The organism is Pseudomonas mucoides (assembly GCF_015461845.1).
Classification (GTDB): Bacteria; Pseudomonadota; Gammaproteobacteria; order Pseudomonadales; family Pseudomonadaceae; genus Aquipseudomonas; species Aquipseudomonas mucoides.
Genome location: NZ_JACOPW010000006.1, coordinates 237,494 through 261,613, shown reverse-complemented (window position 1 = coordinate 261,613; position 24,120 = coordinate 237,494). Strand labels below are relative to the sequence as shown.

General features: G+C 62.0%; 25 protein-coding genes. 15 read left to right on the top strand and 10 right to left on the bottom strand.

All coding sequences use genetic code 11. The annotated features are described in order from the left end of the window. Positions 1 to 26: 26 nt before the first annotated feature. Positions 27 to 4,343, bottom strand: a complete 4,317-nt coding sequence (locus H8F22_RS24515) for a DEAD/DEAH box helicase (protein ID WP_194940786.1) — start codon at positions 4,341 to 4,343, stop codon at positions 27 to 29. Between the two features lie 322 nt (positions 4,344 to 4,665). On the opposite strand from H8F22_RS24515, the gene H8F22_RS24510 reads away from it, so the two are divergent. Together H8F22_RS24510 and H8F22_RS24505 are read left to right on the top strand one after the other, a co-directional pair. Continuing rightward, positions 4,666 to 5,550 (top strand): sugar nucleotide-binding protein, encoded by an 885-nt coding sequence (locus H8F22_RS24510; protein WP_027924353.1) that lies wholly within the window; start codon positions 4,666 to 4,668, stop codon positions 5,548 to 5,550. Next, entirely contained in the window at positions 5,543 to 6,472 is a 930-nt protein-coding gene (locus tag H8F22_RS24505) for an NAD-dependent epimerase/dehydratase family protein (protein ID WP_027924352.1), read from the top strand. The genes H8F22_RS24510 and H8F22_RS24505 overlap by 8 nt, the downstream gene beginning before the upstream one ends. Positions 6,473 to 6,526: 54 nt before the next feature. On the opposite strand, the gene H8F22_RS24500 is transcribed toward H8F22_RS24505, so the two are convergent. From H8F22_RS24500 to H8F22_RS24480, 5 genes are all read right to left on the bottom strand, one after another. Continuing rightward, the gene (locus tag H8F22_RS24500; RefSeq protein WP_027924351.1) at positions 6,527 to 7,228 is read right to left on the bottom strand and encodes an OmpW/AlkL family protein; all 702 of its coding nucleotides are present in this window, start codon (positions 7,226 to 7,228) and stop codon (positions 6,527 to 6,529) included. Between the two features lie 222 nt (positions 7,229 to 7,450). After that, on the bottom strand, positions 7,451 to 7,969 hold the full coding sequence (locus H8F22_RS24495; protein ID WP_027924350.1) for a DUF3299 domain-containing protein: 519 nt from the start codon (positions 7,967 to 7,969) through the stop codon (positions 7,451 to 7,453). A gap of 11 nt (positions 7,970 to 7,980) precedes the next feature. Further along, positions 7,981 to 9,246, bottom strand: coding sequence for an ABC transporter permease (locus tag H8F22_RS24490; RefSeq protein WP_027924349.1), 1,266 nt, complete (start codon positions 9,244 to 9,246; stop codon positions 7,981 to 7,983). Position 9,247: 1 nt separating this feature from the next. Then, on the bottom strand, positions 9,248 to 9,958 hold the full coding sequence (locus H8F22_RS24485; protein ID WP_027924348.1) for an ABC transporter ATP-binding protein: 711 nt from the start codon (positions 9,956 to 9,958) through the stop codon (positions 9,248 to 9,250). 135 nt (positions 9,959 to 10,093) lie between these two features. Then, positions 10,094 to 10,672, bottom strand: coding sequence for a DUF2796 domain-containing protein (locus H8F22_RS24480; protein WP_027924347.1), 579 nt, complete (start codon positions 10,670 to 10,672; stop codon positions 10,094 to 10,096). A 135-nt stretch (positions 10,673 to 10,807) separates the two neighbouring features. Here H8F22_RS24480 and H8F22_RS24475 point away from each other — a divergent pair, with 135 nt between their 5' ends. After that, positions 10,808 to 11,155, top strand: a complete 348-nt coding sequence (locus tag H8F22_RS24475) for a hypothetical protein (RefSeq protein ID WP_027924346.1) — start codon at positions 10,808 to 10,810, stop codon at positions 11,153 to 11,155. Here H8F22_RS24475 and trxA read toward each other — a convergent pair. The 3 genes from trxA to H8F22_RS24460 all read right to left on the bottom strand — a co-directional run bounded on the left by trxA (position 11,152) and on the right by H8F22_RS24460 (position 13,242). Then, entirely contained in the window at positions 11,152 to 12,024 is an 873-nt protein-coding gene (gene trxA, locus H8F22_RS24470) for a thioredoxin (protein ID WP_194940785.1), read from the bottom strand. The genes H8F22_RS24475 and trxA overlap by 4 nt on opposite strands. A gap of 100 nt (positions 12,025 to 12,124) precedes the next feature. After that, the gene (locus H8F22_RS24465; RefSeq protein WP_027924344.1) at positions 12,125 to 12,781 is read right to left on the bottom strand and encodes a class I SAM-dependent methyltransferase; all 657 of its coding nucleotides are present in this window, start codon (positions 12,779 to 12,781) and stop codon (positions 12,125 to 12,127) included. Beyond that, on the bottom strand, positions 12,778 to 13,242 hold the full coding sequence (locus H8F22_RS24460) for a YbaY family lipoprotein (protein ID WP_027924343.1): 465 nt from the start codon (positions 13,240 to 13,242) through the stop codon (positions 12,778 to 12,780). The genes H8F22_RS24465 and H8F22_RS24460 overlap by 4 nt, the downstream gene beginning before the upstream one ends. Positions 13,243 to 13,369: 127 nt before the next feature. Here H8F22_RS24460 and nrdR point away from each other — a divergent pair, with 127 nt between their 5' ends. The 12 genes from nrdR to H8F22_RS24400 all read left to right on the top strand — a co-directional run bounded on the left by nrdR (position 13,370) and on the right by H8F22_RS24400 (position 22,073). Next, positions 13,370 to 13,834: a transcriptional regulator NrdR gene (nrdR, locus tag H8F22_RS24455; RefSeq protein WP_003228656.1), complete on the top strand. Its 465-nt coding sequence runs from the start codon at positions 13,370 to 13,372 to the stop codon at positions 13,832 to 13,834. Further along, positions 13,831 to 14,964: a bifunctional diaminohydroxyphosphoribosylaminopyrimidine deaminase/5-amino-6-(5-phosphoribosylamino)uracil reductase RibD gene (ribD, locus tag H8F22_RS24450; RefSeq protein ID WP_194940784.1), complete on the top strand. Its 1,134-nt coding sequence runs from the start codon at positions 13,831 to 13,833 to the stop codon at positions 14,962 to 14,964. Before nrdR ends, ribD begins: the two co-directional genes overlap by 4 nt. Positions 14,965 to 15,011: 47 nt before the next feature. Further along, positions 15,012 to 15,677 carry a riboflavin synthase gene (locus tag H8F22_RS24445; RefSeq protein ID WP_027924341.1) on the top strand — a complete coding sequence of 222 codons (666 nt, stop codon included), beginning with the start codon at positions 15,012 to 15,014 and terminating at the stop codon, positions 15,675 to 15,677. Positions 15,678 to 15,693: 16 nt separating this feature from the next. Beyond that, the gene (gene ribBA / locus H8F22_RS24440; RefSeq protein ID WP_027924340.1) at positions 15,694 to 16,785 is read left to right on the top strand and encodes a bifunctional 3,4-dihydroxy-2-butanone-4-phosphate synthase/GTP cyclohydrolase II; all 1,092 of its coding nucleotides are present in this window, start codon (positions 15,694 to 15,696) and stop codon (positions 16,783 to 16,785) included. Positions 16,786 to 16,876: 91 nt separating this feature from the next. Further along, positions 16,877 to 17,353, top strand: coding sequence for a 6,7-dimethyl-8-ribityllumazine synthase (ribH, locus tag H8F22_RS24435; RefSeq protein WP_003185938.1), 477 nt, complete (start codon positions 16,877 to 16,879; stop codon positions 17,351 to 17,353). Beyond that, entirely contained in the window at positions 17,350 to 17,850 is a 501-nt protein-coding gene (gene nusB / locus H8F22_RS24430) for a transcription antitermination factor NusB (protein ID WP_027924339.1), read from the top strand. Before ribH ends, nusB begins: the two co-directional genes overlap by 4 nt. Positions 17,851 to 17,868: 18 nt before the next feature. Then, positions 17,869 to 18,834: a thiamine-phosphate kinase gene (gene thiL, locus H8F22_RS24425; RefSeq protein ID WP_059182093.1), complete on the top strand. Its 966-nt coding sequence runs from the start codon at positions 17,869 to 17,871 to the stop codon at positions 18,832 to 18,834. Next, the gene (locus H8F22_RS24420; protein WP_027924337.1) at positions 18,831 to 19,334 is read left to right on the top strand and encodes a phosphatidylglycerophosphatase A family protein; all 504 of its coding nucleotides are present in this window, start codon (positions 18,831 to 18,833) and stop codon (positions 19,332 to 19,334) included. Before thiL ends, H8F22_RS24420 begins: the two co-directional genes overlap by 4 nt. Before the next feature lie 21 nt (positions 19,335 to 19,355). Further along, complete coding sequence (locus H8F22_RS24415; protein ID WP_194940783.1) at positions 19,356 to 20,090, top strand: substrate-binding periplasmic protein; 735 nt, start codon at positions 19,356 to 19,358, stop codon at positions 20,088 to 20,090. 149 nt (positions 20,091 to 20,239) lie between these two features. Beyond that, positions 20,240 to 20,857: a GTP cyclohydrolase II gene (gene ribA / locus H8F22_RS24410; protein WP_027924335.1), complete on the top strand. Its 618-nt coding sequence runs from the start codon at positions 20,240 to 20,242 to the stop codon at positions 20,855 to 20,857. After that, positions 20,854 to 21,273, top strand: a complete 420-nt coding sequence (locus H8F22_RS24405; RefSeq protein WP_027924334.1) for a hypothetical protein — start codon at positions 20,854 to 20,856, stop codon at positions 21,271 to 21,273. The genes ribA and H8F22_RS24405 overlap by 4 nt, the downstream gene beginning before the upstream one ends. Beyond that, positions 21,273 to 22,073, top strand: a complete 801-nt coding sequence (locus H8F22_RS24400) for a cobalamin-binding protein (protein ID WP_194940782.1) — start codon at positions 21,273 to 21,275, stop codon at positions 22,071 to 22,073. The genes H8F22_RS24405 and H8F22_RS24400 overlap by 1 nt, the downstream gene beginning before the upstream one ends. Positions 22,074 to 22,122: 49 nt before the next feature. On the opposite strand, the gene H8F22_RS24395 is transcribed toward H8F22_RS24400, so the two are convergent. Next, positions 22,123 to 24,006, bottom strand: coding sequence for a TonB-dependent receptor domain-containing protein (locus tag H8F22_RS24395; protein WP_194940781.1), 1,884 nt, complete (start codon positions 24,004 to 24,006; stop codon positions 22,123 to 22,125). Positions 24,007 to 24,120: the final 114 nt, after the last annotated feature.

Sequence of the window (24,120 nt, the reverse complement as noted above, 5' to 3'; positions counted from 1 at the left end):
TCGCGATGAGGACCGCCCGGACACCATCAATGCCGGATCAGTTTGTTGTGTAACTCAGCACTCGATACCTGATCCAGCTCCAGCCAATAATGCTGCGTGCCGGCAATCTCCGCCGCCGCCGGCAACCCATCGCGGTACACCAACCGATTACTCGCCAACGCCGGCACCTTCGCTCCCGGTAACAGCGTCCCGGCCAGGTTCAGCGGATCAACCCCGCACACTGCAATCAAGCTTCCGTCATGCGGCCGACGACGTACTTCGCGCAACAGGGGAATAGCTTCGGGCAACGCAAATTGTTCGCCGGCCAAACCACTGACAAACCGCCCGCCGCGTATCTCACCCCGTGCCTCCAGCCGATGAAAGGTACGCAGCAATTCGCGCCAGCTCGGCAGCCAATCCGCCTCTCGTTCCAGCAAACGCCAGAACACCACGCCATAGCGTCGCAGCAAGGTCATGGCGATGTGTTCCAGTGTCTCGACAGGCGTGGGCGCTGGGCGCTGGTTCTCCACAACCGGCGTGGCAGGCCCGCGGCGTAACAGCGCCCAGCGCCCGGCATCGTCCATGCCGCCGACAAATGCCCCGCGCCCGCGTCGGCTGCTGCGATTCTGGCGTTTGCTGGCCGGGGTGATCAGCGCCCGCAAGCCAGCGAAGCTGTCGGCATTCACCAGTCCGGCGCCGACCAGTTCCTGCAAGGCGATTTCCAGTTCCGAGCGCAGCAGATGGGCTTCGTGAATCAGCTCATCGAAAAACAGCGCGCCGTGCTGGCTGAGCGCTTCGTGAACCTTTTGTGTTTTGGGCGACAGTTCGCTGACCGCTGTCTGCTCGGTCAAGCTACTCCACAAGCCGACCTGGCTGCGCGGCAGCAACAGAATCGGCGTGCTGCGCAGCGCCGTGCTGGCGCTTTTGTTGGGAGCGGTCAGGCGTGTCCAGACCAGTTTTCCGCTGCGGCAAAGATCGTCCAGCCAGCCTGGCGAATAATCTTTGATCCGCGCCGGCAGGATGTCGCTGTCCCAGGCCGATGCAGCGGCGGGGTAGCCTTCGAACTGACTGATAATCGCCGGCAAAACCGCGCTGCCTTGGCCCTGAGTCGAGACCGACAGGTGCTGCCAGTCGAACAGAAAACGCATGAAGTCCTGTAACGCCACCGGCTCGATTTCCCGGCGCAAACGCTTGACGGTGTAGCGGTGAATGCGCGCCAGTAGATGCCGCTCGCACCATTCCTCATGACCCGCGCCGGGCGTGAACCGGCCGCGCAACACATAGCCTTCGCGTTCCAGTTGCGCCAAGGCCTGAGTGACATGATTGGCCGCCACTCCAAGCGGTTCGGCAATCGCGCCCAGTGGCAACGGCCCGAATGCGCTGAGCCGAGCGCGGATCACTTCAACGATGGCTTCTTCTGGCGCCCAAACCTCATCGAAACCGGGCAACGCTTGCAGTTCAGGCAACAAAATCGCCTGTGGATAAATCGCCTGCCAGCAAGTCAACCGCTCCAGGGCCAGCCACAACGATTGCCTGGCGTTGATCTGCAAGCGGCTGGCGCGCCCGCTGTCGGCCAGGGCGTTCAGCCAATCGAGCCAGTGCGCATTGGCCTGCGCTTCTGTGTCGGTGATGCACGCAAGGCTCATCAACGCCTCGTGCATTTCATCGACGCCGGTGGGTGTCGGCCAGGCCTCATCGCGTACCGCTTGAATCGCTTCGGTATCCAGCGCGCCGAGGTCATCGGTTGACTGTGGGTCGGTCCAGCGCCGGTTGAGCACGGCTTGCGTGCGGCGCTCTTCCAATGGCGCATCGTCGAGAAAGGTGTAGGGCCGGGCGCTGAGGATTTCCGCTGCCAGTGGGGAGGGCGCCGGCAAGTCGCGACTGATCAGCCGCACGTCACCCCGTTCCATGCGCCGCAACAGAGTCAGCCAGCCTTCGCTGTCCATCGCCTCGTGCAGGCAATCGTCGAGGGTCTGTTCCACCAACGGATGGTCGGGAATTTCGCGCTCGCCGGCGAGGTTTTCCACACAGGCAATCTGATCGGGGAAGACGCTGGCGATCAGGTCTTCGCTTTTCATTCGCTGGATCTGCGGCGGCACTTTGCGTCCGCCGCTGTAGCGCGGCAGGGCCAGGGCGACACCGGTATTCCAGCGCCAGCGCACGCCGAACAACGGCGCGTCGAGGACCGCTTGAATCAGGATGTGCTCGGCGCTGTTGCTGTGCAGGTAACGCCAGACGTCGTCGAGTTCAAAACTGTGGCTGGTGGACAGCGACAGCACGATCGCGTCTTCGCTGGCGGCAGCCTGCAATTCGAAGTTGAACGTGCGGCAGAAACGCTTGCGCAGGGCCAGGCCCCAGGCACGGTTGATGCGGCTGCCGAACGGGGTGTGGATGATCAGTTGCGTGCCGCCGGACTCGTCGAAAAACCGCTCCATCAGCAGTGTGTCTTGTGACGGCAGGGCGCCGAGCGTCAGGCGTGCGCGGGCGAGGTAATCCACCAGTTGCTCGGCGCTGGCGAGGTTCAGGCCGAGGGTGTCGGTCAGCCAGTCGAGGGCCGGTTGCAGGTTGCCCGGTGTGGCGCCGAGCAGGTCGTCGAGGTGCGCTTGCAAGCGCGCAACGGCAAATGACAGTTCCGCGCTGCGCCCCGGCGCTTCGCCGAGCCAGAAAGGAATGGTCGGCGGCTGGCCCTGAGCGTCTTCGACCCGGACCTTGCCGGTTTCGACCCGCAGGATCCGGTAGGAGGTATTGCCCAGCTGGAACACATCCCCGGCGATGCTTTCCACCGCAAAGTCTTCGTTGACGCTGCCGATGTTCAGTCCTTGGGGTTCCAGCAACACGCTGTAGTCGGCGTTGTCCGGAATGGTGCCTCCGCTGGTCACCGCCGTCAGTTTGGCGCCCCGGCGGCCGCGCAGGGTGCGGGTGACTGCATCACGGTGCAGGTAAGCGCTGCGGATGCCCTGACGCCCGTTGTAACCCTCGGCGAGCATGTGCAGCAGCGCCTGATAATGTTTTTCGTCGAGTCCGGCATACGGCGAGGCGTTGCGGAATGTCTCCAGCAATGCCTGTTCCGACCATTCCTGGCAACTGACTTCGGCGATGATTTGCTGCGCGAGTACGTCCAGCGGCGCGGTAGGAATCTGCAGCGTGTCGAGTTCGCCGCGCCGCACGCAATCGAGCAGCGCGGCGCATTCGATCAGGTCGTCGCGGGTGGTGGCGAACAAGCGGCCCTTGGGCGTACCGCCGACCTGGTGTCCGGAGCGACCCACTCTTTGCAGGAACCCGGAAATCGAGCGCGGCGAGGCAATTTGGCACACCAGATCGACGTCGCCGATGTCGATGCCCAACTCCAGCGAAGCGGTGGCGATCAGCACTTGCAGGTCGCCGCGCTTGAGCCGTTGTTCGGCGTCCAGGCGAAACTCTTTGGCCAGACTGCCGTGGTGCGCGGCCACCGCGTCTTTGCCGAGGCGTTCGCTCAGGTGCCGGCTCAGACGCTCGGCGAGGCGCCGGGTATTGACGAAAATCAGCGTGGTCCGGTGTTCGCGGGCGAGGGCGGCGAGGCGGTCGTAGACCTGTTCCCAGACGTCATTGGCCATGACCGCCGATAACGGCACGGGCGGTACTTCGATGTCCAGGTCCCGTGGGCGGGCGTGGCCGATGTCGACGATGGCGCAGGGACGGTCGCGGCCCACCAGAAAACGCGACACTGCTTCGATGGGTTTTTGCGTGGCGGACAGGCCGATGCGCATCAGCGGTTCTGCACACAGCGCCTGTAACCGTTCAAGGCTCAGGGCCAAATGGCTGCCACGTTTGCTCCCGGCGATGGCGTGAATTTCATCGACGATCACGGTGCGCGTGGTGCCGAGCATCTGCCGGCCAGAATCGGAGCCGAGCAGCACGTAAAGGGATTCCGGGGTGGTCACCAGAATGTGCGGCGCGGTCTTGCGCATGGCCGAGCGGTCTTTTTGCGGGGTGTCGCCGGTGCGCACAGCGGTGTTGATCTGCATTTCGGGCAAGCCCATCGCCCGTAATTGCGTGGTGATTCCAGCCAGCGGGTTTTGCAGGTTGATCTGGATGTCGTTGGACAAGGCCTTGAGCGGCGAGACATAGACCACCAGGGTTTCGTCTGGCAGCCCGTCGTCGGTTTCCAGGCCGCGGTGAACCAGGTCGTCGATGACGGCGAGGAAGGCGGTAAGGGTTTTACCGGAGCCGGTGGGCGCGGCGATCAGGGTCGAGCGGCGCTGACGAATCAACGGCCACGCCCGGGCCTGGGCGGCGGTGACCGTCGGGAAGGTGCTGCTGAACCAGGCGCTGACGGCAGGGTGGAAGCCTGCCAGGGCGCTGTCCATGGGGATTGGCAGATTCATGAAGTCAGTTATGCGGGTGGGGAAATGAAGTTGCAAGTACCGCTCGGGATCTGCGCTGTACTTCAGGGCCCTATCGCGGGCAAGCCCGCTCCCACAAGGTGTGTTGAGCCAATATTCTGTGACCATCCGATAAACCTGTGGGAGCGGGCTTGCCCGCGATAGGGCCAGTAGCCGCACCACAAATCCGGAGGATCTACACTTTACGGATGACGGTTGCGCACTAAACCCGCAAAATGCAACGATTCCGGCAACTATCAACGGCATTGCCCGCGGGCCGTGTCGATAAAGCCATCGTTCCAATCAGACTGGGCCTGCTGACTCTATGCGAATGCGCCTTATGTTACTGGGCGGCGGAAATGCCCTTGGGCAGGCGCTGATTCGCCTCGGTGCGGAGGAAGACATCGGTTTCCTCGCCCCCCGCCCCCCGCAAGACGGCTGGGATGCCGCGAGCCTGACGCAACTGCTCGACGACACCCGCCCGGACGCGCTGATCAACCTCGCCTACTACTTCGACTGGTTTCAGGCGGAGACGGTCAGCGAAGGGCGTCTGGCCGGGCAGGAGCGCGCGGTCGAGCGTCTGGCCGAACTGTGCCAGCATCACAACATCGTGCTGCTGCAACCTTCGAGCTATCGAGTGTTCGATGGCTCCCGCGCCACCGCCTACAGCGAAAAAGACGAACCGGTGCCGCTGGGGCTACGCGGTCAGGCGCTGTGGCGCATCGAACAAAGCGTTCGCGCGACCTGCCCGCAGCACGTCTTGCTGCGTTTCGGCTGGCTGCTCGATGACAGCCCTGAAGGCACGCTCGGGCGTTTCCTTGCGCGGGCCGAAACCCCCGACGAACTGCTGCTGGCCGATGACCGCCGGGGCAACCCGACCCCGGTCGACGACGCGGCCCGGGTGATCATCTCGGTGCTCAAGCAACTCGATTGTGCAGCGCCACTGTGGGGCACCTATCATTACGCCGGGCATGAGGCGACCACGCCGCTGGCACTGGGGCAGGCCATCCTGACCGAAGCACGCAGTCTGCATCCGCTGGCCATCGAAGCACCGACCGCCCAGGCTCACGCCGCGCGTCCGGATGCCGCCGAAGAGCCGCAGCACGCAGTGCTGGCCTGCAAGAAAATTTTGCACACGTTCGGGATCAAGCCTCGCGCCTGGCGCGCCGCGCTCCCGGGCTTACTGGACAGGTTTTATCGCCATGGCTGACGGACCCGTTTTAATCACCGGCGGCGCCGGTTTCATCGGCTCGCACCTGACCGACGCCTTGCTCGCCAAGGGCCATTCGGTGCGCATTCTCGATGACCTGTCCACTGGCAAACGCAGCAACCTGCCACTGGATAACCCCCACCTTGAATTGATCGTCGGCGACGTCGCCGATGCTGCGCTGGTGGCTCAGGCGATGCTCGGTTGCAGCGCGGTGGCGCACCTGGCCGCGGTGGCGTCGGTACAGGCCTCGGTGGATGATCCGGTGAAGACGCACCAGAGCAACTTCATCAGTTCGCTGAATGTCTGCGAAGCCATGCGCCAGGCTGGCGTCAAGCGCGTGCTGTTCGCCTCCAGTGCGGCGGTGTACGGCAACAATGGCGAAGGTGAGTCGATTGATGAAGACACCGCCAAAGCGCCGTTGACGCCGTACGCGTCGGACAAACTGGCGAGCGAGTACTACTTCGATTTCTACCGGCGCCAGCATGCACTGGAACCGGTGATCTTCCGCTTCTTCAACATCTTCGGCCCCCGACAGGACCCGTCCTCGCCGTATTCCGGGGTGATCAGCATTTTCAGCGAGCGGGCACAGAAAGGCCTGCCGATCACCGTGTTCGGCGATGGCGAACAAACGCGCGACTTCGTCTACGTCGAGGATCTGGTGGACCTGCTGGTGCAAGCCATCGAAAAACCACAGGTTGAAGTCGGCGCGGTGAATGTCGGCTGGAACCAGGCGACCAGCCTCAAGCAAATGCTCCAGGCGCTGGAAGCGGTGGTGGGCGAGTTGCCGCCGATCAGCTACGGCCCGGCGCGTTCTGGCGACATCCGCCATTCCCGGGCGAACAACCAGCGTTTGCTGCAGCGCTTCAGCTTTTGCGGGCAGACTCCGATGAGTGTTGGTTTGGCACGGCTGCTGGGACGCTGAGTTTTTTACAGCCACAAAAAAGGCGCCGGTTGAGGCGCCTTTTTTTATGGGGGCTTAGAACTTGTAACCCAGGCCAACCATGTAAACGAATGGGTCTACGTCAACATTGACCTTGGCACGTGTGCCAGGCGCCAGCGAGTCGTTTTCGACGGTCGCGCGGGTGTCGATGTCGATGTAGCGCATTTGGGCGTTGAGCAGGATGTTGTCGGTGATCATGTAGTCAGCACCAACCTGAAACGCCAGGCCCCATGAGTTTTCAGCCTCGAAATTGCTGAAGCCCTTGGCCTGGGCTTCGCTGCCGACGTGTTCGTCATAGATCACGGTGTAGTTGATACCGGCGCCGAGGTACGGCTGGAAATCCGACTTCGAGTCGAGCGGGTAGTACACGACGCTCAAGGTTGGCGGCAGGTGTTTCAGGGTGCCGAGTTTACCGTTGGCCGCGGAACCCAAAGAAGTGCCTTTGAGTTTCACCTCATGCTCGAACGGGGTAGCCGCCAGCAGCTCGATACCCCAGTGGGCGTCAATCATGTACGCGAAGTTCAGGCCCAGCTGCGTGTCGCTGTCCATGGTGGCTTTGCCACCCAGGTTGGTACCGGCCAGCGGGCCTTGGTCGACCTTGACGCTGGAGCTGTCGGCTTTCGGGTTGACGGTGATGGCACCGGCACGAATGAGGATGTCGCCGGCCTCGAAGGCATGGGCGAGCGGGGCTGTGAGCGCTAAGGCAAACAGCGAAGCGCTGAGCAAGGACTTGTGCATGGAGGGCTCCAAAGGACGTTAAAAATTTTCGATGTCCAATGGTACAAAGCGCTCTAATACGGTCTTTTGATTCAGCTCAATGAAACGGTGATGGCCTTGGTTTTTATGTTGGCTCTGAGGGCTCCTTCGCGAGCAGGCTCACTCCTACAGGATTTAGGTGATCCCTGTAGGAGTGAGCCTGCCCGCGATAGCGATCTGTCAGATCACACATGACCACCGGATTCACTCCGGCAGTTCATACACATAAATCTTGTCCGCCTCCATCTGATACCCGGCATCCGCCAGCTCGCTGGTGGACGCCTTGACCTGCATCGCCCCCTCGATCCAGTACGGCTGATACAGCTCATCCAGCTTCACGCCGACTTCGCTTTTCACATGCACGATCTGGTTCGACGGCGGTGGCGGCACGTGGATGCAGGCGCCGAAATACGGCACTAACAGAAAGTCCGTGGTCCGCCCGTCTTCACTGACTTCCAGCGGCACGATGTAGCCCGGCAGGCGAATGTTCTGGCCATCCAGGCTCTTCACCACCGGCGCATTCGGCATGTCCTGCTTGGCGGCGGGTGCCGACTCGGCCGCCAGGGTGCTGCTCATCTGCGACAAGTCGTGCAGCGGCGTCATATTCGGCACTTCCGGCGCGGCGTCCGGCGGGATCATTTCTGACCAGGTCAGGTCTTTCGGCTCGGCCGCCCACAGGGGCAAGGCGACCAGCATTAGCAGCGCTAGTACGGCGCGGGGCATGTTCAACGTCCTCATAGTCGGATCGACAGGCCATCGGCCAACGATTGGCGATACGCGCGCCAGGCCGGCACGCTGCCCATCAGCAAAGCGGCGATCAGGATGCCACCGAGCAGCGTCCATTCATACTCGCTCGGCCACGCCAGCGGCAGGTACAAGCCGTAATTGGCTTGCACGTAGCCCTGGGCGGCGGCGATACACACATACAGCAACGCCACGCCGGCAATCACGCCGGCCAACGCCAACGCAAATGCCTCCAGCACCAGCAACGTTGCGATGTGCCACGGTCGGGCCCCCACCGAACGCAGAATCGCCATCTCCCGCCGACGTTCATTCAGGCTGGTGAGAATCGCCGTGAGCATGCCGATCAGCCCGGTCAGCACCACGAACAGCGAGACCACGAACAAGGCTTTTTCCGCCGTGCTCATCAGGCTCCACAACTCTTGCAGTGCCACGCCGGGGAGGATCGCCAGCATCGGTTCACCGCGGAATTCGTTGATCTCGCGTTGCACCGCGAACGTCGAAATCTTGCTGTTGAGGCCGAGCATGAATGCGGTGATCGCTTGCGGCGTGAGGTCCATGTTGCGCGCCTGATCGGCACTGATCCGGCCTTCGCCTCGGGCCGGCACGCCGTTGTGCCAGTCGATGTGAATCGCCTCCATGCCGCCGAGGCTGATGTGCAACGTGCGGTCCACCGGGGTGCCGGTGCGCTTGAGGATGCCGACCACGGTGAACGGTTTGTCGTCGTGCTTGACCAGGCTGATCACCGCCACGCCGTGGGACAGCACCAGTTTGTCGCCGAGTTTGTAGTGCAGCGCGTCGGCGACTTCGGCACCGAGTACCACTTCGAAAGGATCGGTGGCGAAGGCGCGGCCGTCGGCCAGTTCCAGGTGTTGCTGATGGCCGTACTGGTAATGCTCGAAGTAGGCCTCGGTGGTGCCCATCACCCGATAGCCGCGATGGGAATCGCCGAGGGACATCGGAATCGCCCACTTCACTTTCGGGTTGTTGGCGAAGTGTTCGAAGCTGTCCCAGCGGATGTTGTTGGTGGCGTTGCCAATCCGGAACACCGAGTACAGCAACAGGTTCACCGACCCCGAACGCGCGCCGACGATCAGGTCGGTGCCGCTGATGGTGCTGGCGAAACTGGCTTTGGCTTCGGTGCGCACGCGCTCCACCGCCAACAGCAGGCACACCGACAGGGCGATGGCGAACGCGGTGAGAATCGCGGTGAAGCGCCGGTTAGCCAGACTGGCCATGGCTAGACGAAACAAATACATCTCAGACCTCGGACGGGGTGGCGGCGCGATTGAGTTCGGCCAGCGACAGGTTGCGATCGAACAGCGGCGCCAGGCTCTGGTCATGGCTGACAAACAACAGGCTCGACCCGGCTTCACGGCATTCGGCGAACAACAGGCGAATGAAGTTTTCCCGAGCGTCGTAGTCCAGCGCCGACGTTGGTTCATCGGCGATGACCAGTTCTGGCTGACCAATCAGCGCTCGTGCAGCGGCCACGCGTTGTTGTTGACCGATGGACAGCGAGTCGGCGCGGCGGCTGAGGATGCTTTCATCCTTCAGGCCCAAATGGGCGAGGAGGGTGGCCGCGGCCTGATCGACACTGCCGTGGCGCTGTTTCGCCCGTTCGGCGCGTAATTTGGAGAAGTGGCAGGGCAGTTCAACGTTCTCGCGCACCGACAGGAACGGCAGCAAATTGAATTGCTGGAAGATGTAGCCGGTGTGGTCGACGCGGAAGCGGTCGCGGGCACCGGCACCGAGTTCGGTCAATTCCTGGCCAAGCAGGCGAATGCTGCCGCGATCAGGTTTCTGCACGCCACCGAGCAGGCCGAGCAGGGTGGTTTTGCCACTGCCGCTGGGGCCTTTGAGGAACAGGGTTTCGCCAGGCTCCAGGCGAAACGCCGGGATATCCAGCAACGGCGGGTGACCGGGCCAACTGAAGCCCAGGTCGGACAGTTCGATGAGTGCTTGGGTCATAGCGCCGATTTCATGGGTGTTGATTTACCTGTGTGAGCGAGCTTGCTCGCGAGGGCGGTGTAACAGTCAATGCAGATGTTGAATGTTATGGCCTCATCGCGAGCAAGCTCGCTCCCACAGGGATCTTCGGTGGATTTAGAATTTCAGGGCGGGCGCCTTGGCGGTCACTTCAACACCTTGCTGCCCGCTCGGGCCGATCAGTTGTACCTGAATTTTCTGGGTGGCCGGGAACGTGTTGAAAATAGTCGCCAGGTCCAGGGTTTTCAGGGCGCCGGGCGCTGCACAGGTGAATTGATAGTGTGCGTGGATTTCGCTGTGATCGTGGTGATGTTCGTCCTTGGCATCTTCATCGTGATCATCGTCGGCGTCCGGCTTGTCACCGAACAGCGGGCTCTCCAGTTCCTGCATGGCGACCACACAGCCAGCGGCTTTCGGCAGATTAAACAACGCCAGCGGTTTTTCCAGCTGGGCGCGGACGGCGGCGACCTTGGCTTTGTCGGCATCCGTGGTGGCTGCGTGTTCGAAGCCCACCAGGTTCATCGCCGGGCTTTCCAGTTCCAGCTCCAGGGTCTGGCCGTCCAGCGCTGCGTTCAAGCGACCGACGCCATGTTCATGGGCGCCAAGGCTGCCGTGCTCATGATCATGTTCATCGGCGGCGTGGGCGACGGCCAACGGCAACAAGGCAAACGGCAAAGCGAGCAGCAGACGGCGCATGGCGGGTCTCCGAAAAGTAAAATGAATAATTTGTTATGTAATCTTATAACGTAAGTGCGAAGAGTTTGACCGCCTGCTTGGCGTTGCACAAGTCCCATGGGAGCATGCCGGTCAGAAATGTGCAGGAGCAGACCTATGTTGCGAATTCGCGGGAGCATCGGCGACTGGCCGGTGGATTTGACGCTGGAGATGGATGACGGTGACTGGGCGAAGCTCGGCGCGCAGTTGCAGGTGAGCAAGCCCGAGGCCAGTGTCGCCCCGGCCAAACCGGTGACTCAGGATGAGGCGTTGTGGCAGATCGCCAAGGACCTGCTGCGCAAGGCCGGGCAATTGAGCGGGCCGGATTTGCTCGATCAGCTGGAAGGGCTGACGGGTAGCGCGGTGTCGGGCAAGCGCCTGTTGGTGCGCTTGCGCCATAGCGCCGATGTGAAGGTGTCGAGCGGCGGGGATACGCCGCTCTATCGCTGGATCGAACCGGCTTAGTACAGCGCAGCAAACAGCTTGCGGCGGTACGTGGTCACCAGCGGATGGTCATTGCCCAGCAGTTCGAACACCTGCAGCAAGGTCTTGTGTGGCAGACCTTCGCTGTAGCTGCGATTGCGGATGAACAGCTTGAGCAACGCATCCAGCGCCGCGTCGTATTGCTGGCGAGCCAGTTGCTGAATCGCCAGTTGATACACCGCTTCATCGTCCTGCGGGTCTTTCGCCAGGCGCGCTTTCAGGTCTGCCGCATCCGGCAAATCCTTGGCCTGACCGAGAAACTGGATCTGCGCCTTGGCACCGGCCAGCGCCGCTTTGTGTTCATCGCTCTTGACCGCGTCGAGCACGGTTTGCGCTTCAGCCAATTCACCGCGCTCGGTGAGACAGCGGGCGTAGAGGATCAGTGCCTTGGCGTTGGTGTTGTCTTCGCCCAACAGCACTTTGAGCACGGCTTCGGCGTCGGCGAAACGGCTTCCGTCAAACAACACCTGGGCCTGTTCGAGCGGGTCGGCCGCTGCCGGTGGCGGCATCTGAACGTGGGGCTCAAGCATCGCCCGCACGGCGGATTCCGGTTGCGCACCGGCAAAGCCGTCGACCGGTTGACCGTCCTTGAACAGCACCACGGTGGGCAGGCTGCGAATGCCGAAACGGGCGACGATGTCTTGTTCCAGGTCGCAGTTGACCTTGGCCAGCAGCAATTCGCCCTGATAGCTTTCGGCAATGGTCTGCAGCAATGGCATCAGCACTTTGCAGGGCGCACACCATTCGGCCCAGAAATCCACCAGCACCGGCTTGTGGAAAGAGTTCTCGATCACCGACTGGTCGAAATCAGCAGTCGTGGCGTCGAAGATGTACGGCGTTTCCTGACTCATGGGGGATCTCTTGGAAGCGTGAATGGGGCAACTATACGGCTTGGCGGGGGGTGGCCGGAAGTCGGAGCACTGATCCTTCCCACGCAGAGCGTGGGAGCGATCATGTCCGGGTGGCGTGGTACAGGCTCACATGCCGAAACTCTTCAGGTTCAGCCAGATCCGGCAGGGTCATCGCTTCCAGCATTTCAATGCGCTGATACAACGGGTGACGAAAATCCCGGACCCGCGAATCCGCCACCAGTGCCTCCTTGCCACGGGTCAAAAACTCATCGAGCAATGGCAGGTTCGCCCGGTCGTAGAGCACGTCGGCGACCAGAATCAGATCAAACCGGTCGGCCTCGGCGAAAAAGTCGGTCGAGTAGGTGAGCGGTACGTCATTGAGTTCGGCATTCGCCCGGCACGCGGCAATCGCCAGCGGGTCGAGGTCACAGGCCACCACTTCCAGCGCGCCGGCCTTCACGGCGGCAATCCCCGCCACCCCCGAACCGGCACCGAAATCCAGGACTCTCTTGCCTTTGACCCACTGCGGGAATTCGGCCAGATAACGCGCCACCGCCAGACCACTGGCCCAGCAGAAACTCCAGTAGGGCGGTTCATGCAGGATCCGTCGGGTTTCTTCGGGGCTGAACGCGCGGTCCATGTTGTCGCCGTCGATCAGCCAGAGTTTCAGGTCGGTCTCGGGCAATGCCACAGGCACAAGCTGCGCATCACCGAGCAGTTCACCCAAGGCCTGTTGCAGGTCGAGCGGTGCAATCATGGCGCTTTGACGAATTGCAGCTGACCCAGGGCCTGGGTGGTGGGCTGGGAAATGAACTGCGACGGCAGATGCAGAATCAGCTGACCGGACTGGCTGGCGCGGCCGCGCAGTTCAACGCGGGCACCGACCGGGAATGAGTCCGGGTTGAAGCGCAGGTGAAACGGCAGCGCTTGATTGGTGCCGATCAAGGTGGAACTGGCAAGCAATTGCTGTGGGCGATCCTTTTCATCGATCACCAGCAGCGCCAGTTCGACTTCGGCGCCGGCCGGCACGCCTTGCAAGGTGCCGCTCAATTCACGCTGGTACGCGGGCAGCGGCCCAAGATTGGCCGACTCCTGGGCTTTTTTCTGCGCTGCCTGCGGGGCGGGCCCTGGCGTCGGTGGCTGGGGCTTGGGCGCATCGCTGCTGCAGGCCACCAGCAGGCTGAAAAGACTGAGCAAAACGAGCGGTCTTAAGGACATTTACGGCTCCAGCAAGGTGAAATCCATGGATCAAGCTCTATAGGCGTCTGTATACCGTAAACCCTATGGCTTGTCTTGCCACCGGGATGCGCTACCATGGCCCTCCCTTTTTTTGTTGCCTGCCACCATGCACTGTCCCTTCTGCGGTGCCAACGACACCAAGGTCATCGACTCGCGTCTGGTCGCCGAGGGCGAACAGGTGCGCCGCCGGCGTGAATGCCTGGCCTGCGGCGAGCGTTTCACGACGTTCGAGACCGCCGAACTGGTGTTGCCGCGCCTGATCAAAACCGACGGCAGCCGTCAGCCCTTCGACGAAGAAAAACTGCGTGCCGGCATGCAGCGAGCGCTGGAGAAGCGCCCGGTGAGTGTCGAGCGCCTCGAATCGTCGCTGGTACACATCAAACACAAACTGCGCGCCACCGGCGAGCGCGAGGTCAAATCCCTCGTGGTCGGTGAACTGGTGATGGCCGAGCTGCAGAAGCTCGACGAAGTCGCCTATATCCGCTTCGCTTCGGTGTATCGCCGCTTCCAGGACCTCAACGAGTTCCGCGAAGAGATCGATCGCCTGGCCCGTGAGCCGGTGAAAGAATGAATACGCCCGCCGAACACGCCATCCTCGACGCTCATTACATGGCCCGCGCGCTGGAACTGGCGCGCAAGGGTCATTACACGACGCACCCCAACCCTCGGGTGGGTTGCGTGATTGTGCGGGACGGGCAGATTGTCGGCGAAGGCTGGCACGTGCGCGCCGGCGAGTCGCATGCCGAAGTCCATGCCCTGCGCGCCGCGGGCGACAAGGCCCGTGGCGCTACGGCCTACGTAACCCTTGAGCCCTGCAGCCACCACGGCCGCACGCCGCCCTGCGCCGATGCGCTGGTGAATGCCGGGGTCGCCCGGGTGGTCGCGGCGATGCAGGACCCGAACCCGGAAGTCGCGGGTCGCGGTCTGCAACGCCTGGCCCAGGCCGGAATTGCCACCGAAAGCGGCGTGCTGGAAGGCGAGGCGCGCAAGCTCAATCAGGGCTTCCTCAAACGCATGGAACACGGCTTGCCGTTCGTGCGCGTCAAGTTGGCCATGAGCCTGGACGGCCGCACCGCGATGGAAAGTGGCGAAAGCCAATGGATCACCGGTCCGGCCGCGCGTTCGGCGGTGCAACGCCTGCGCGCCCAGGCCAGCGTCGTGCTGACCGGCGCCGACACGGTGCTGGCGGACAACGCCCGGTTGACCGTGCGCGCTGACGAATTAGGCCTGGATGCGGAGCAAACCGCTTTGGCCATGAGCCGTCCGCCGCTGCGCGTGTTGGTCGACGGTCGCCTGCGGGTGCCGCTGAATGCGCCGTTTTTCAAGGCTGGCCCGGCGTTGGTCGCCACTTGCGTGGCGGTAGAGGAGCAGTACGCCAATGGCCCTGAATGCCTGATCGTGCCTGGCGTTGACGGTCAGGTTGATCTGCGCCAACTGCTGGTCGTGCTCGCCGCCCGTGACGTCAACGAGGTGCTGGTCGAAGCCGGGCCGCGTCTGGCCGGTGCTTTCGCGCAGCAAGGCCTGGTGGATGAATTCCAGATTTTCATCGCCGGCAAGTTCCTCGGTTCTTCGGCGCGGCCGCTGCTCGACTGGCCGCTCGCGCAAATGAAGGATGCTCCCGAACTTAAAATCACCGAAATTCGCGCGGTTGGCGATGACTGGCGGGTCACTGCCATTCCTTCGCCAGTAGCGAGCGTATAATTCCCGGCCATCGCTACAGCGCTGGCTTTGTTCTCGAGGAGAACCTCATGTTTACCGGCATCATCGAATCCATCGGCAGTATTCGTGCATTGACCCCAAAGGGCGGTGATGTGCGGGTCCACGTAGAAACCGGCAAGCTCGACCTGAGCGACGTCAAACTGGGCGACAGCATCGCGGTCAACGGCGTGTGCCTGACCGCGGTAGAACTGCCGGGCAACGGCTTTGCCGCCGACGTCAGCCGCGAAACCCTCGACTGCACCGCCATGAACGACCTCAAGAGCGGCAGTCCGGTGAACCTGGAAAAAGCCCTGACCCCGACCACTCGCCTCGGCGGGCATCTGGTCAGCGGTCATGTCGATGGCGTGGGCGAAGTGGTTGCCCGTACCGAAAACGCGCGTGCCGTGGAATTCCGCATCCGCGCGCCGAAAGAACTGGCCAAGTACATCGCCCATAAAGGCTCGATTACTGTCGACGGCACCAGCCTGACCGTGAACGCGGTCGATGGCGCCGAGTTCATGCTGACGATCATTCCGCACACCCTGAGCGAAACCATCATGGCGTCGTACCAGCCAGGTCGCCGGGTAAACCTGGAAGTCGACTTGCTGGCGCGTTATCTGGAGCGTCTGTTGCTGGGTGACAAGGCCGCAGAGTCGACTGCCGGCAGCACCATTACCGAAAGCTTTCTGGCCGCCAACGGCTACCTCAAATCCTGACTCAAGGGGGTGCCTTGTGGCGCTCAATAGCATCGAAGAACTGGTTGAAGACATCCGCCAAGGCAAGATGGTCATCCTCATGGATGACGAAGACCGCGAGAACGAAGGCGACCTGATCATGGCCGCCGAGTGCTGCAAGCCCGAGCACATCAACTTCATGGCCAAGCACGCCCGTGGCCTGATCTGCATGCCGATGAGCCGCGAGCGCTGCGAACTGCTGAAGCTGCCATTGATGGCGCCACGCAACGGTTCCGGCTTCGGCACCAAGTTCACCGTGTCGATCGAAGCGGCTGAAGGCGTGACCACCGGCATCTCCGCCGCCGACCGCGCACGCACCGTGCAAGCGGCCGCAGCCAAAGACGCCAAGGCTGAAGACATCGTCAGCCCCGGCCACATCTTCCCGCTGATGGCCCAGGCCGGCGGCACCCTGGCTCGCGCAGGCCATACTGAAGCCGCTTGCGACCTGGCACGCATGGCCGGTTTCGAGCCGAGCGGTGTGATCTGCGAAGTGATGAACGACGACGGCACCATGTCCCGTCGCGCTGAACTGGAAGCTTTCGCCGCTGAACACGGCATCAAGATCGGCACCATCGCCGACCTGATTCACTACCGGATGATTCACGAACGTACCGTTCAGCGGATTGCCGAGCAGCCACTGGACAGCGAACTGGGCCAATTCAACCTGGTGACCTATCGTGATTCCGTGGAAGGCGACGTGCACATGGCCCTGACGCTGGGCAATGTGTGTGCCGAAGAACCGACCCTGGTTCGCGTGCACAACATGGACCCGCTGCGCGACCTGCTGATGGTCAAGCAACCAGGCCGCTGGAGCCTGCGCGCCGCCATGGCTGCGGTTGCCGAGGCTGGCAGCGGTGTGGTGCTGTTGCTCGGTCACCCGCTCGATGGCGACGTGTTGCTGGCGCACATTCGCGAAACCGCCGACCAGGCGGCCGTGAAAAAACCGACCACCTACAGCATCGTCGGTGCCGGTTCGCAGATCCTTCGGGACCTGGGCGTACGCAAAATGCGCCTGATGAGTGCGCCAATGAAATTTAATGCGATATCCGGTTTCGATCTGGAAGTTGTAGAATACGTGCCCTCCGAATAATGACCGGTTGTTTCCAGTCTTTGATTCGCGGCTAACAAATCACTGAGGGACGCGTAGAAAGCGCGTCCCGGCTCTTTAAGAGATCTAACGAATGACCCTGAAGACCATCGAAGGTACCTTCATCGCCCCTAAAGGCCGCTACGCTTTGGTAGTGGGCCGTTTCAACAGCTTCGTCGTTGAAAGTCTGGTCAGCGGTGCAGTGGATGCCCTGGTTCGCCACGGCGTAAGCGAAAGCGACATCACCATCATCCGCGCACCTGGCGCCTTCGAAATTCCGCTGGTTGCGCAGAAAGTCGCTCAAAAAGGCGAGTACGCGGCAATCATCGCCCTGGGCGCGGTCATTCGTGGCGGCACTCCGCACTTCGAATACGTGGCAGGCGAATGCACCAAGGGCCTGGCCCAGGTGTCCATGGAGTTCGGCGTTCCGGTCGCTTTCGGCGTGCTGACCGTTGATTCCATCGAGCAAGCCATCGAACGTTCCGGCACCAAGGCCGGTAACAAAGGTGCCGAAGCAGCCCTGTCCGCTCTGGAAATGGTCAGCCTGCTGGCGCAGTTGGAGGCCAAGTGATTAGCGACGATAGCGATCGTTTCAACCCGCGCGATCCAAAGCCTGCGGATGCCGGCAAGCCATCGAAAAGCGTCAAGCGTCGCGAAGCCCGTCAGCTCGCGACCCAGGCGCTGTACCAATGGCACATGGCCAAGCAGTCTTTGAGCGAGATCGAAGCGCAGTTCCGGGTCGATAACGATTTCAGTGATGTCGACGGTGCCTACTTCCGCGAAATCCTTCACGGGGTTCCGGCGAAGAAGGACAAGATCGATGCAGCCCTGACGCCTTGCCTGGACATCACCATCGAAGAGCTGGATCCGGTTGAACTGGCCGTTCTGCGCCTGTCCACCTGGGAACTGCTCGAGCGTGTCGACGTTCCTTACCGCGTTGTGATCAACGAAGGTATCGAACTGGCGAAAGTCTTCGGTTCCACCGACGGCCACAAGTTCGTCAACGGTGTACTCGACAAGCTGGCCCCACGTCTGCGTGAAGCTGAAGTGAAGGCGTTCAAGCGCTGATTTGCGCTTGATATCGCGATGGGCGAGTTTGAGCTGATCCGCAATTTTTTCGCCGCCGCGCCCTGTGCGCAAGGCGGCGAAGGCGTTGCCCTCGGGATCGGCGATGACTGCGCCTTGCTGGCTGTTCCCCCCGGGGAGCAGTTGGCCATTTCCACCGACACCCTGGTGGCCGGTGTGCATTTCGCAGACCCCTGCGACCCGTTTTTGCTCGGTCAGCGCTCGCTGGCTGTGGCCGTCAGTGACCTGGCTGCCATGGGCGCCACCCCCATTGCCTTTACCCTTGCCCTGACCTTGCCGACGGTGACCGCCGATTGGCTGGAGGCGTACTCCCGTGGTTTGAACCTGATGGCGCGACGCTGCGGCGTGGCGCTGGTGGGCGGCGATACCACCCGAGGGCCGCTGAGCCTGACCATGACCGTGTTCGGTCGTGTGCCGGCCGCTCAGGCGCTGACCCGTAGCGGCGCGCAGCCCGGCGATTTGTTGTGCGTGGGTGGCGAGTTGGGCAATGCGGCCGGGGCTTTGCCACTGGTGTTGGGGCAGCGAATGGCTGACGCCGCCGTTGCCGAGCCGCTGCTGGCGCATTACTGGTCACCGCAGCCGCAACTGGCGCTGGGTCAGGCTCTGCGCGGTAAGGCCACCTCGGCGCTGGACATCTCCGACGGCCTGCTCGCCGACTGCGGTCACATCGCGCTGGCGTCGAAGGTCGGCATTCAGCTTGAGCGGAGTAAGCTGCCCGTGTCGGCTGCGTTAGTGGCCTTTCTCGGTCAATCCGCTGCCGAAACCGCAGCCCTCAGCGGCGGCGATGATTATGTGCTCGCCTTCACCCTACCGTCCGTCGAGTTGCCGGGATTGCTGGCAGAAGGCTGGCCAATCCATGTGGTCGGGCGTGTCGTGACGGGGCAGGGCGTGGCGCTGCTGGATGCCGATGGACAAGACATCACCCCGCAAACCCGGGGCTATCAACATTTTCGGGAGACACCGTGACAGATCATCCCAAACAGGTCCCGGCGGAGTTCGTACCGCCTTCGGTCTGGCGCAATCCCTGGCATTTCCTGGCGTTCGGCTTCGGCTCGGGAACCCTTCCGAAGGCACCGGGCACCTGGGGTTCGTTAGTTGCGCTACCCTTTATCCCGTTGTGGCAAATGATGCCCGATTGGGCCTACTGGCTGATGCTGGGCATCACCATGCTGTTCGGTTTCTGGCTGTGCGGCAAGGTGGCCGACGATTTGCGCGTGCATGACCACGAGGGCATCGTCTGGGATGAAATGGTCGGGATGTGGATCACCCTGTGGCTGGTGCCGGAAGGTTGGTACTGGTTGCTGGCGGGTTTCCTGATGTTCCGCTTCTTTGACATTCTCAAGCCGTGGCCGATTCGCTGGATCGACCGGCATGTCCATGGCGGCGTCGGGATCATGCTCGACGACGTGCTGGCCGGTGTATTTGCGTGGTTGGCGATGCAAGGGCTGGTAAGGATTCTCGCCTGACGGGCGAAGCAGGGGACTTGGATGGTTCGGCGCTGGTTGGCGGTGGTTTTCGCAATGCTTTGCTCACTCGCCCAGGCGGGGGACGCCGCGCCGACGCCGTCCGTGATCCATTTGGCCAGCGAAGAATGGGAAGACTACACCGCCGCTGACGGGCATGGCCTGGGCTGGGACGTGATGCGGGCCATCTTCGAACCGGCCGGGGTCAAACTCGACTTCCGTACCGAGCCGTACACCCGCGCCGTGGGCCTGGCCCAGCGCGGTGAAGTGGATGCCTGTGTCGGTGCTTACCGTGACGAGGCCAGCGATGTGCTTTATCCACGCTGGAATTACGACACCGATCACATCTATGCCTTGGGCCTGGCGAGTAATCCGGCACCGAACCCGCAGACCCTCGGCAACTATCGTCTGGCCTGGGTTCGCGGTTACGAATACCAGAAATACCTGCCCAATGTGCAGCGTTACAACGAGGTCGTACGACGCTCTGGCATTTTGTCGATGCTGATGCACAACCGCGCCGACTTTTACATCGACGCGCTGACCGAGATTGATTACATCGTCAAACGGGCCAAGGATCCTGCCCAGTTTCGTCGCACCCATATCGCTGAATTGCCGCTGTACTTGTGCTTCGCCAATACGCCCAAGGCCCGAACGTTGATGGCCTTGTTCGACCAGCGCATGGACCTGTTGGTTAAAAACGGTTCACTGAAACCCATCTTCGAACGCTGGAAGCAGCCTTACCCATTCGACGCGAACTGAACACGGACCCTGTAGCCGCTGGCGTCAGTGGCCTGAGATCTAACATTTTGATCGTTATGCCCCATAATTCAGCCTAAGCGTCTGTAGGAACCTGCTGTTACAATGCCGCGTCTGCGAATCTCCAGTACTTATTGATCAGGAGCACACCGGTGCCTGTCGTTTTCGTCGCCGCTTCCAAGCTGCCAACGCCTTTTGCGCAATTCACCATGCACGGCTTTCTCGATGAAGAAAACGGGCGCGAGCACGTCGTGCTGAGTCTGGGTGAGTTCGCCGACGGTGCCCCGGTACTCGGCCGGTTGCACTCCGAATGCCTGACGGGTGATGCCTTGTTCAGCCAGCGTTGCGACTGCGGCTCGCAACTTGAAGCCGCGTTGCAGGCCATCGCCCGTGAAGGCCGTGGCGTGTTGCTGTACTTGCGTCAGGAGGGCCGTGGCATTGGCCTGCTGAACAAGATCCGCGCCTATGAGTTGCAAGACGGCGGTGCCGACACCGTTGAAGCCAACGAGCGCCTGGGCTTTGCTGCCGACCAGCGTGATTACGCCATGTGCCTGCCGATGCTTGAGCACCTGGGCGTGAAATCCCTGCGTCTGATGACCAACAACCCGCGTAAGGTCAAAGCCTTGACCGACATGGGGATAGTGGTCGCCGAGCGCGTGCCGCTGCACACCGGTCACAACCCGCACAACAAACTCTACCTGGCGACCAAGGCCAGCAAGCTCGACCACATGATGGGCAACGAGCATCAGGGCGAGGCGGATCGGGCGTGACCCGCGGTCAGGTTCGGCGGCGGTTGTCGTTCAGTTGGTGGCAATACCTGGCGCTGGCCTTGTTGCCGTTGTTCGTGATCAATGGCGTGTTCGGCCAAGGCGAGGCGATCCTGCCGGTGCTGGCGATGCCGTTGTTCATCGCAGGTGTGGCGTCGATGTTTGTCAGCCTGAAGTTTTTCGGTGGCTACAAGCACGCCCTGATCGCGACGCAAAAAGCCCTCGATACGCCCGAAGAACCCGCCGCCTGGATCGTCCTGGCCGCCAAGCGACGTACCGCGTTCCTGGCGGCTGCATTGCCGGCCTGGATTGGCGCGCTGGCGGTGTTCGTCGGCCTCGAAGCCGTGCCGTTGGTGTTGCTGGCGCTGTCGACCACGGTGCTGTTCTACCTCTACCGTATTCCGCGTCAACTCGGCTGATGCGCCGGGCCTGGCTGGCGGTATTGCTATTGGCCGCCAGCGGCTCGGCGGTTGCCGTCGAACGGGTCGTCAGTCTGGCGCCGTCCCTCTCTGAAATCGTGGTTGAACTGGGCTCAGCCGACCTGCTGGTCGGGGTGCTGGATGCTGGTGAACGCCCGGCCGAACTGCAAGACCTTCCTTCCGTTGGCCGCTATGGTCAGTTGGACATGGAGCGTTTGCTCAGTCTCAAACCCGATTTGCTGCTGCTCTGGCCGGGCAGTGTTGGCCCCGCGCAGCGTGAGCAGCTCAAGCACTTGAACATTCCCACCTACGTCGCCGAACCCCACACGCTCGACCAACTCGCTGCACAAATCGAAGCCATCGCCACGCAACTCGGCCGGCCCGAACGGGGCGTGACGTTGGCGACTGACCTGCGGCAAAAACTGGATAACCTGCGCCGGCGTTATCGGCGGGACGAGCCGCTGCGGGTGTTTTATCAAGTCTGGGATCGGCCGCTGTACACCGTGGGGGGTGGGCAGATCATCAGTGATGCGCTGGAAGGGTGTGGGGCGCGCAATGTGTTTGCCGACCAGACATTGCCGGCGCCGCAGGTCAGTGTCGAGGCGGTGTTGCAGCGCAATCCCGAGGTGATTCTGGCCAGTGATCAGGCCCAGCTCGACGCGTGGAAGGCGTGGCCGCAGGTGGCGGCGGTGACGCGGGGGCAATTGCTGCTGGTGTCGGACAAGGGACTGGAGCGGCCGAGTGGGCAGATGGTCGAGGCCACTGCGAAGCTTTGCCAGCTTATCGCACCGGACCGCTGAGACCGAGGCGCGGCCATCATGGGCAAGCCTTGACACCACTGACTTCAGATCAGATTTCCGGTGTCCAGGTCACCCCGAACATCAACGCCCGACCTTCCTCGCGATACCCATATTCACTGCCGTCATGGCTATACAGCGCCCGGCTATAGCCTTTATCCAGCAGGTTATCGAGCTTCAGCTCAAGCTTGATTTCACGGTCGAGCTCCCAGCTACTGCGCACCCCTAACAAGGCGTATCCACCCAACGGCTGTTGATTGTTCAGGTCGTCATAGCTGCTGCTGACTGCTTGCCAGCTCGCACCAAGGCCCAGGCGATCAAATTGTCGATCCAGGTCCAGGCTCAATGTCCGCCGTGCACGACGCGCCAGGGTATGGCCGGTATCGCGGTCGCGCGGGTCGATGATCGCCACGCCAAGGTTGCTTTGCCAGCCGAACAGTTCCTGTTTCAGTGCGGCTTCGAAACCGTTGATCCGCGCCGACGCCACGTTCTCTGGCCGCGAGTTGCTGCCAAAAATAATCGCGTCTTCAAGGTCAGTGCGGTACAGCGACGCTTCCAGGCGACTGTTTTCGGTTAGCTGGCTGCGCCATTGCAGTTCATAGCTTTTCGACGTTTCGGGTTTCAAATCCGGGTTGCTGAAGTCCGGGTAGTACAAGTCGTTGAACGTCGGCGCTCGAAAGCCTTCGCTGTAGGTCAGCAGCACGTCGTTGTCCGGATTCACCGGCACAGTGAGGGTGCCACTCCAACTGTTCTGGCCGCCAAACTGTTGGTTCTCGTCGTGGCGCAAGCCCAGCTCAGTGGAAAAACTGTCCGCCCGATAGTGATGCTGGACAAACGCCGCACGGTTCCAGCGACTGTCTTCATCGAACGCTGTAGTGCTGTTGATCCGGTCTTCGTACCAGTCGCCGCCCAGAAGCAGGCTATTGCGGTCGTTGAGCGTCAGGTCGTTCTGCCAGTTCACTGAGTCGCGGTAGGTGTTGAAGACGCTGCGTTCATCGCTGAGCTTGTCGAGGGTCTTCTCGCGGTTTTCGCTGTGGCCGAACTCGACGCGAGTTTTCCAGATGTCGTTAACCCGCGCATCGAGGTAACTGCTGACGCTGCTCACCTCGAAATCGCTGTAAGGCTGTTGCTGCACGGACTCGAAGGTGGTGGAGTCGAAGCGGCCAAACGGGTTGTCGAACTCGCTTTTACCCCGGTTATCCAGCACGTTGGCGCCGATTTCCAGGTCATCGGTGAGCGCGTGACTGATGCTGAAACTGACCGATTGGTTGCGGTATTCATCGTGATCGCTGTCGCTGGGGTACGACTGGTGCGTGCGATTGATCCCGGCGGTTTCATTGAGGCTGGCGCCGAGGTTGAAGCGGGTTTTGTCATCGCCGCCGGACAGCCCAAGGCTGCGCTCCCAGGTCTGGTTGCTGCCAAATCCCACGTGCAACCGCGGTTGCAGACCTTGCTCGTCGCCACGGCGGGTGAAAATCTGAATCACCCCGCCAATCGCATCGCTGCCATAAATCACCGAACGGGAGCCGCGCAGCACTTCCACGCGCTCGACCTGTTCGATGTTGATGTGCTGCAGGTTGCTGTCGCCTGAGGTCGAGTTGCCGATGCGCTGACCGTCCACCAGCACCAGGCTTTGCGCTGACTGGGTGCCGCGGATGTAAACCCCTGGCAGACTGCCGCGCCCACCGGTTTGCGCGACTTGCACGCCCGGCACCCGGCTGAGCAGGTCAGTGATGCTGTTCGGTTGCAGGCGGTCGATGTCTTCTCGGGTGAACACCGTGTTGGCGGCGCTGCTGTCGTTGCGCGCTTCGACCTGACGGTTGGCGGTGATCAGTACGTCGGGCAGTTTCAACGCTTGATCGCGTTCGAAGGAGTCGGCCAGCAGTTGGCCGGCCGGCAGCAGGGTCAGCGTCAGGGCGAGGGGGGAGAGTTTCATCGGCAGTCCGTTGTGGCGCGTTGTAGCGAACAAAATGTGAAGATCACAAAAAACCAATGTGGGAGCGAGCCTGCTCGCGATGACGATGTGTCAGTCAGGGAATTGTTGACTGTC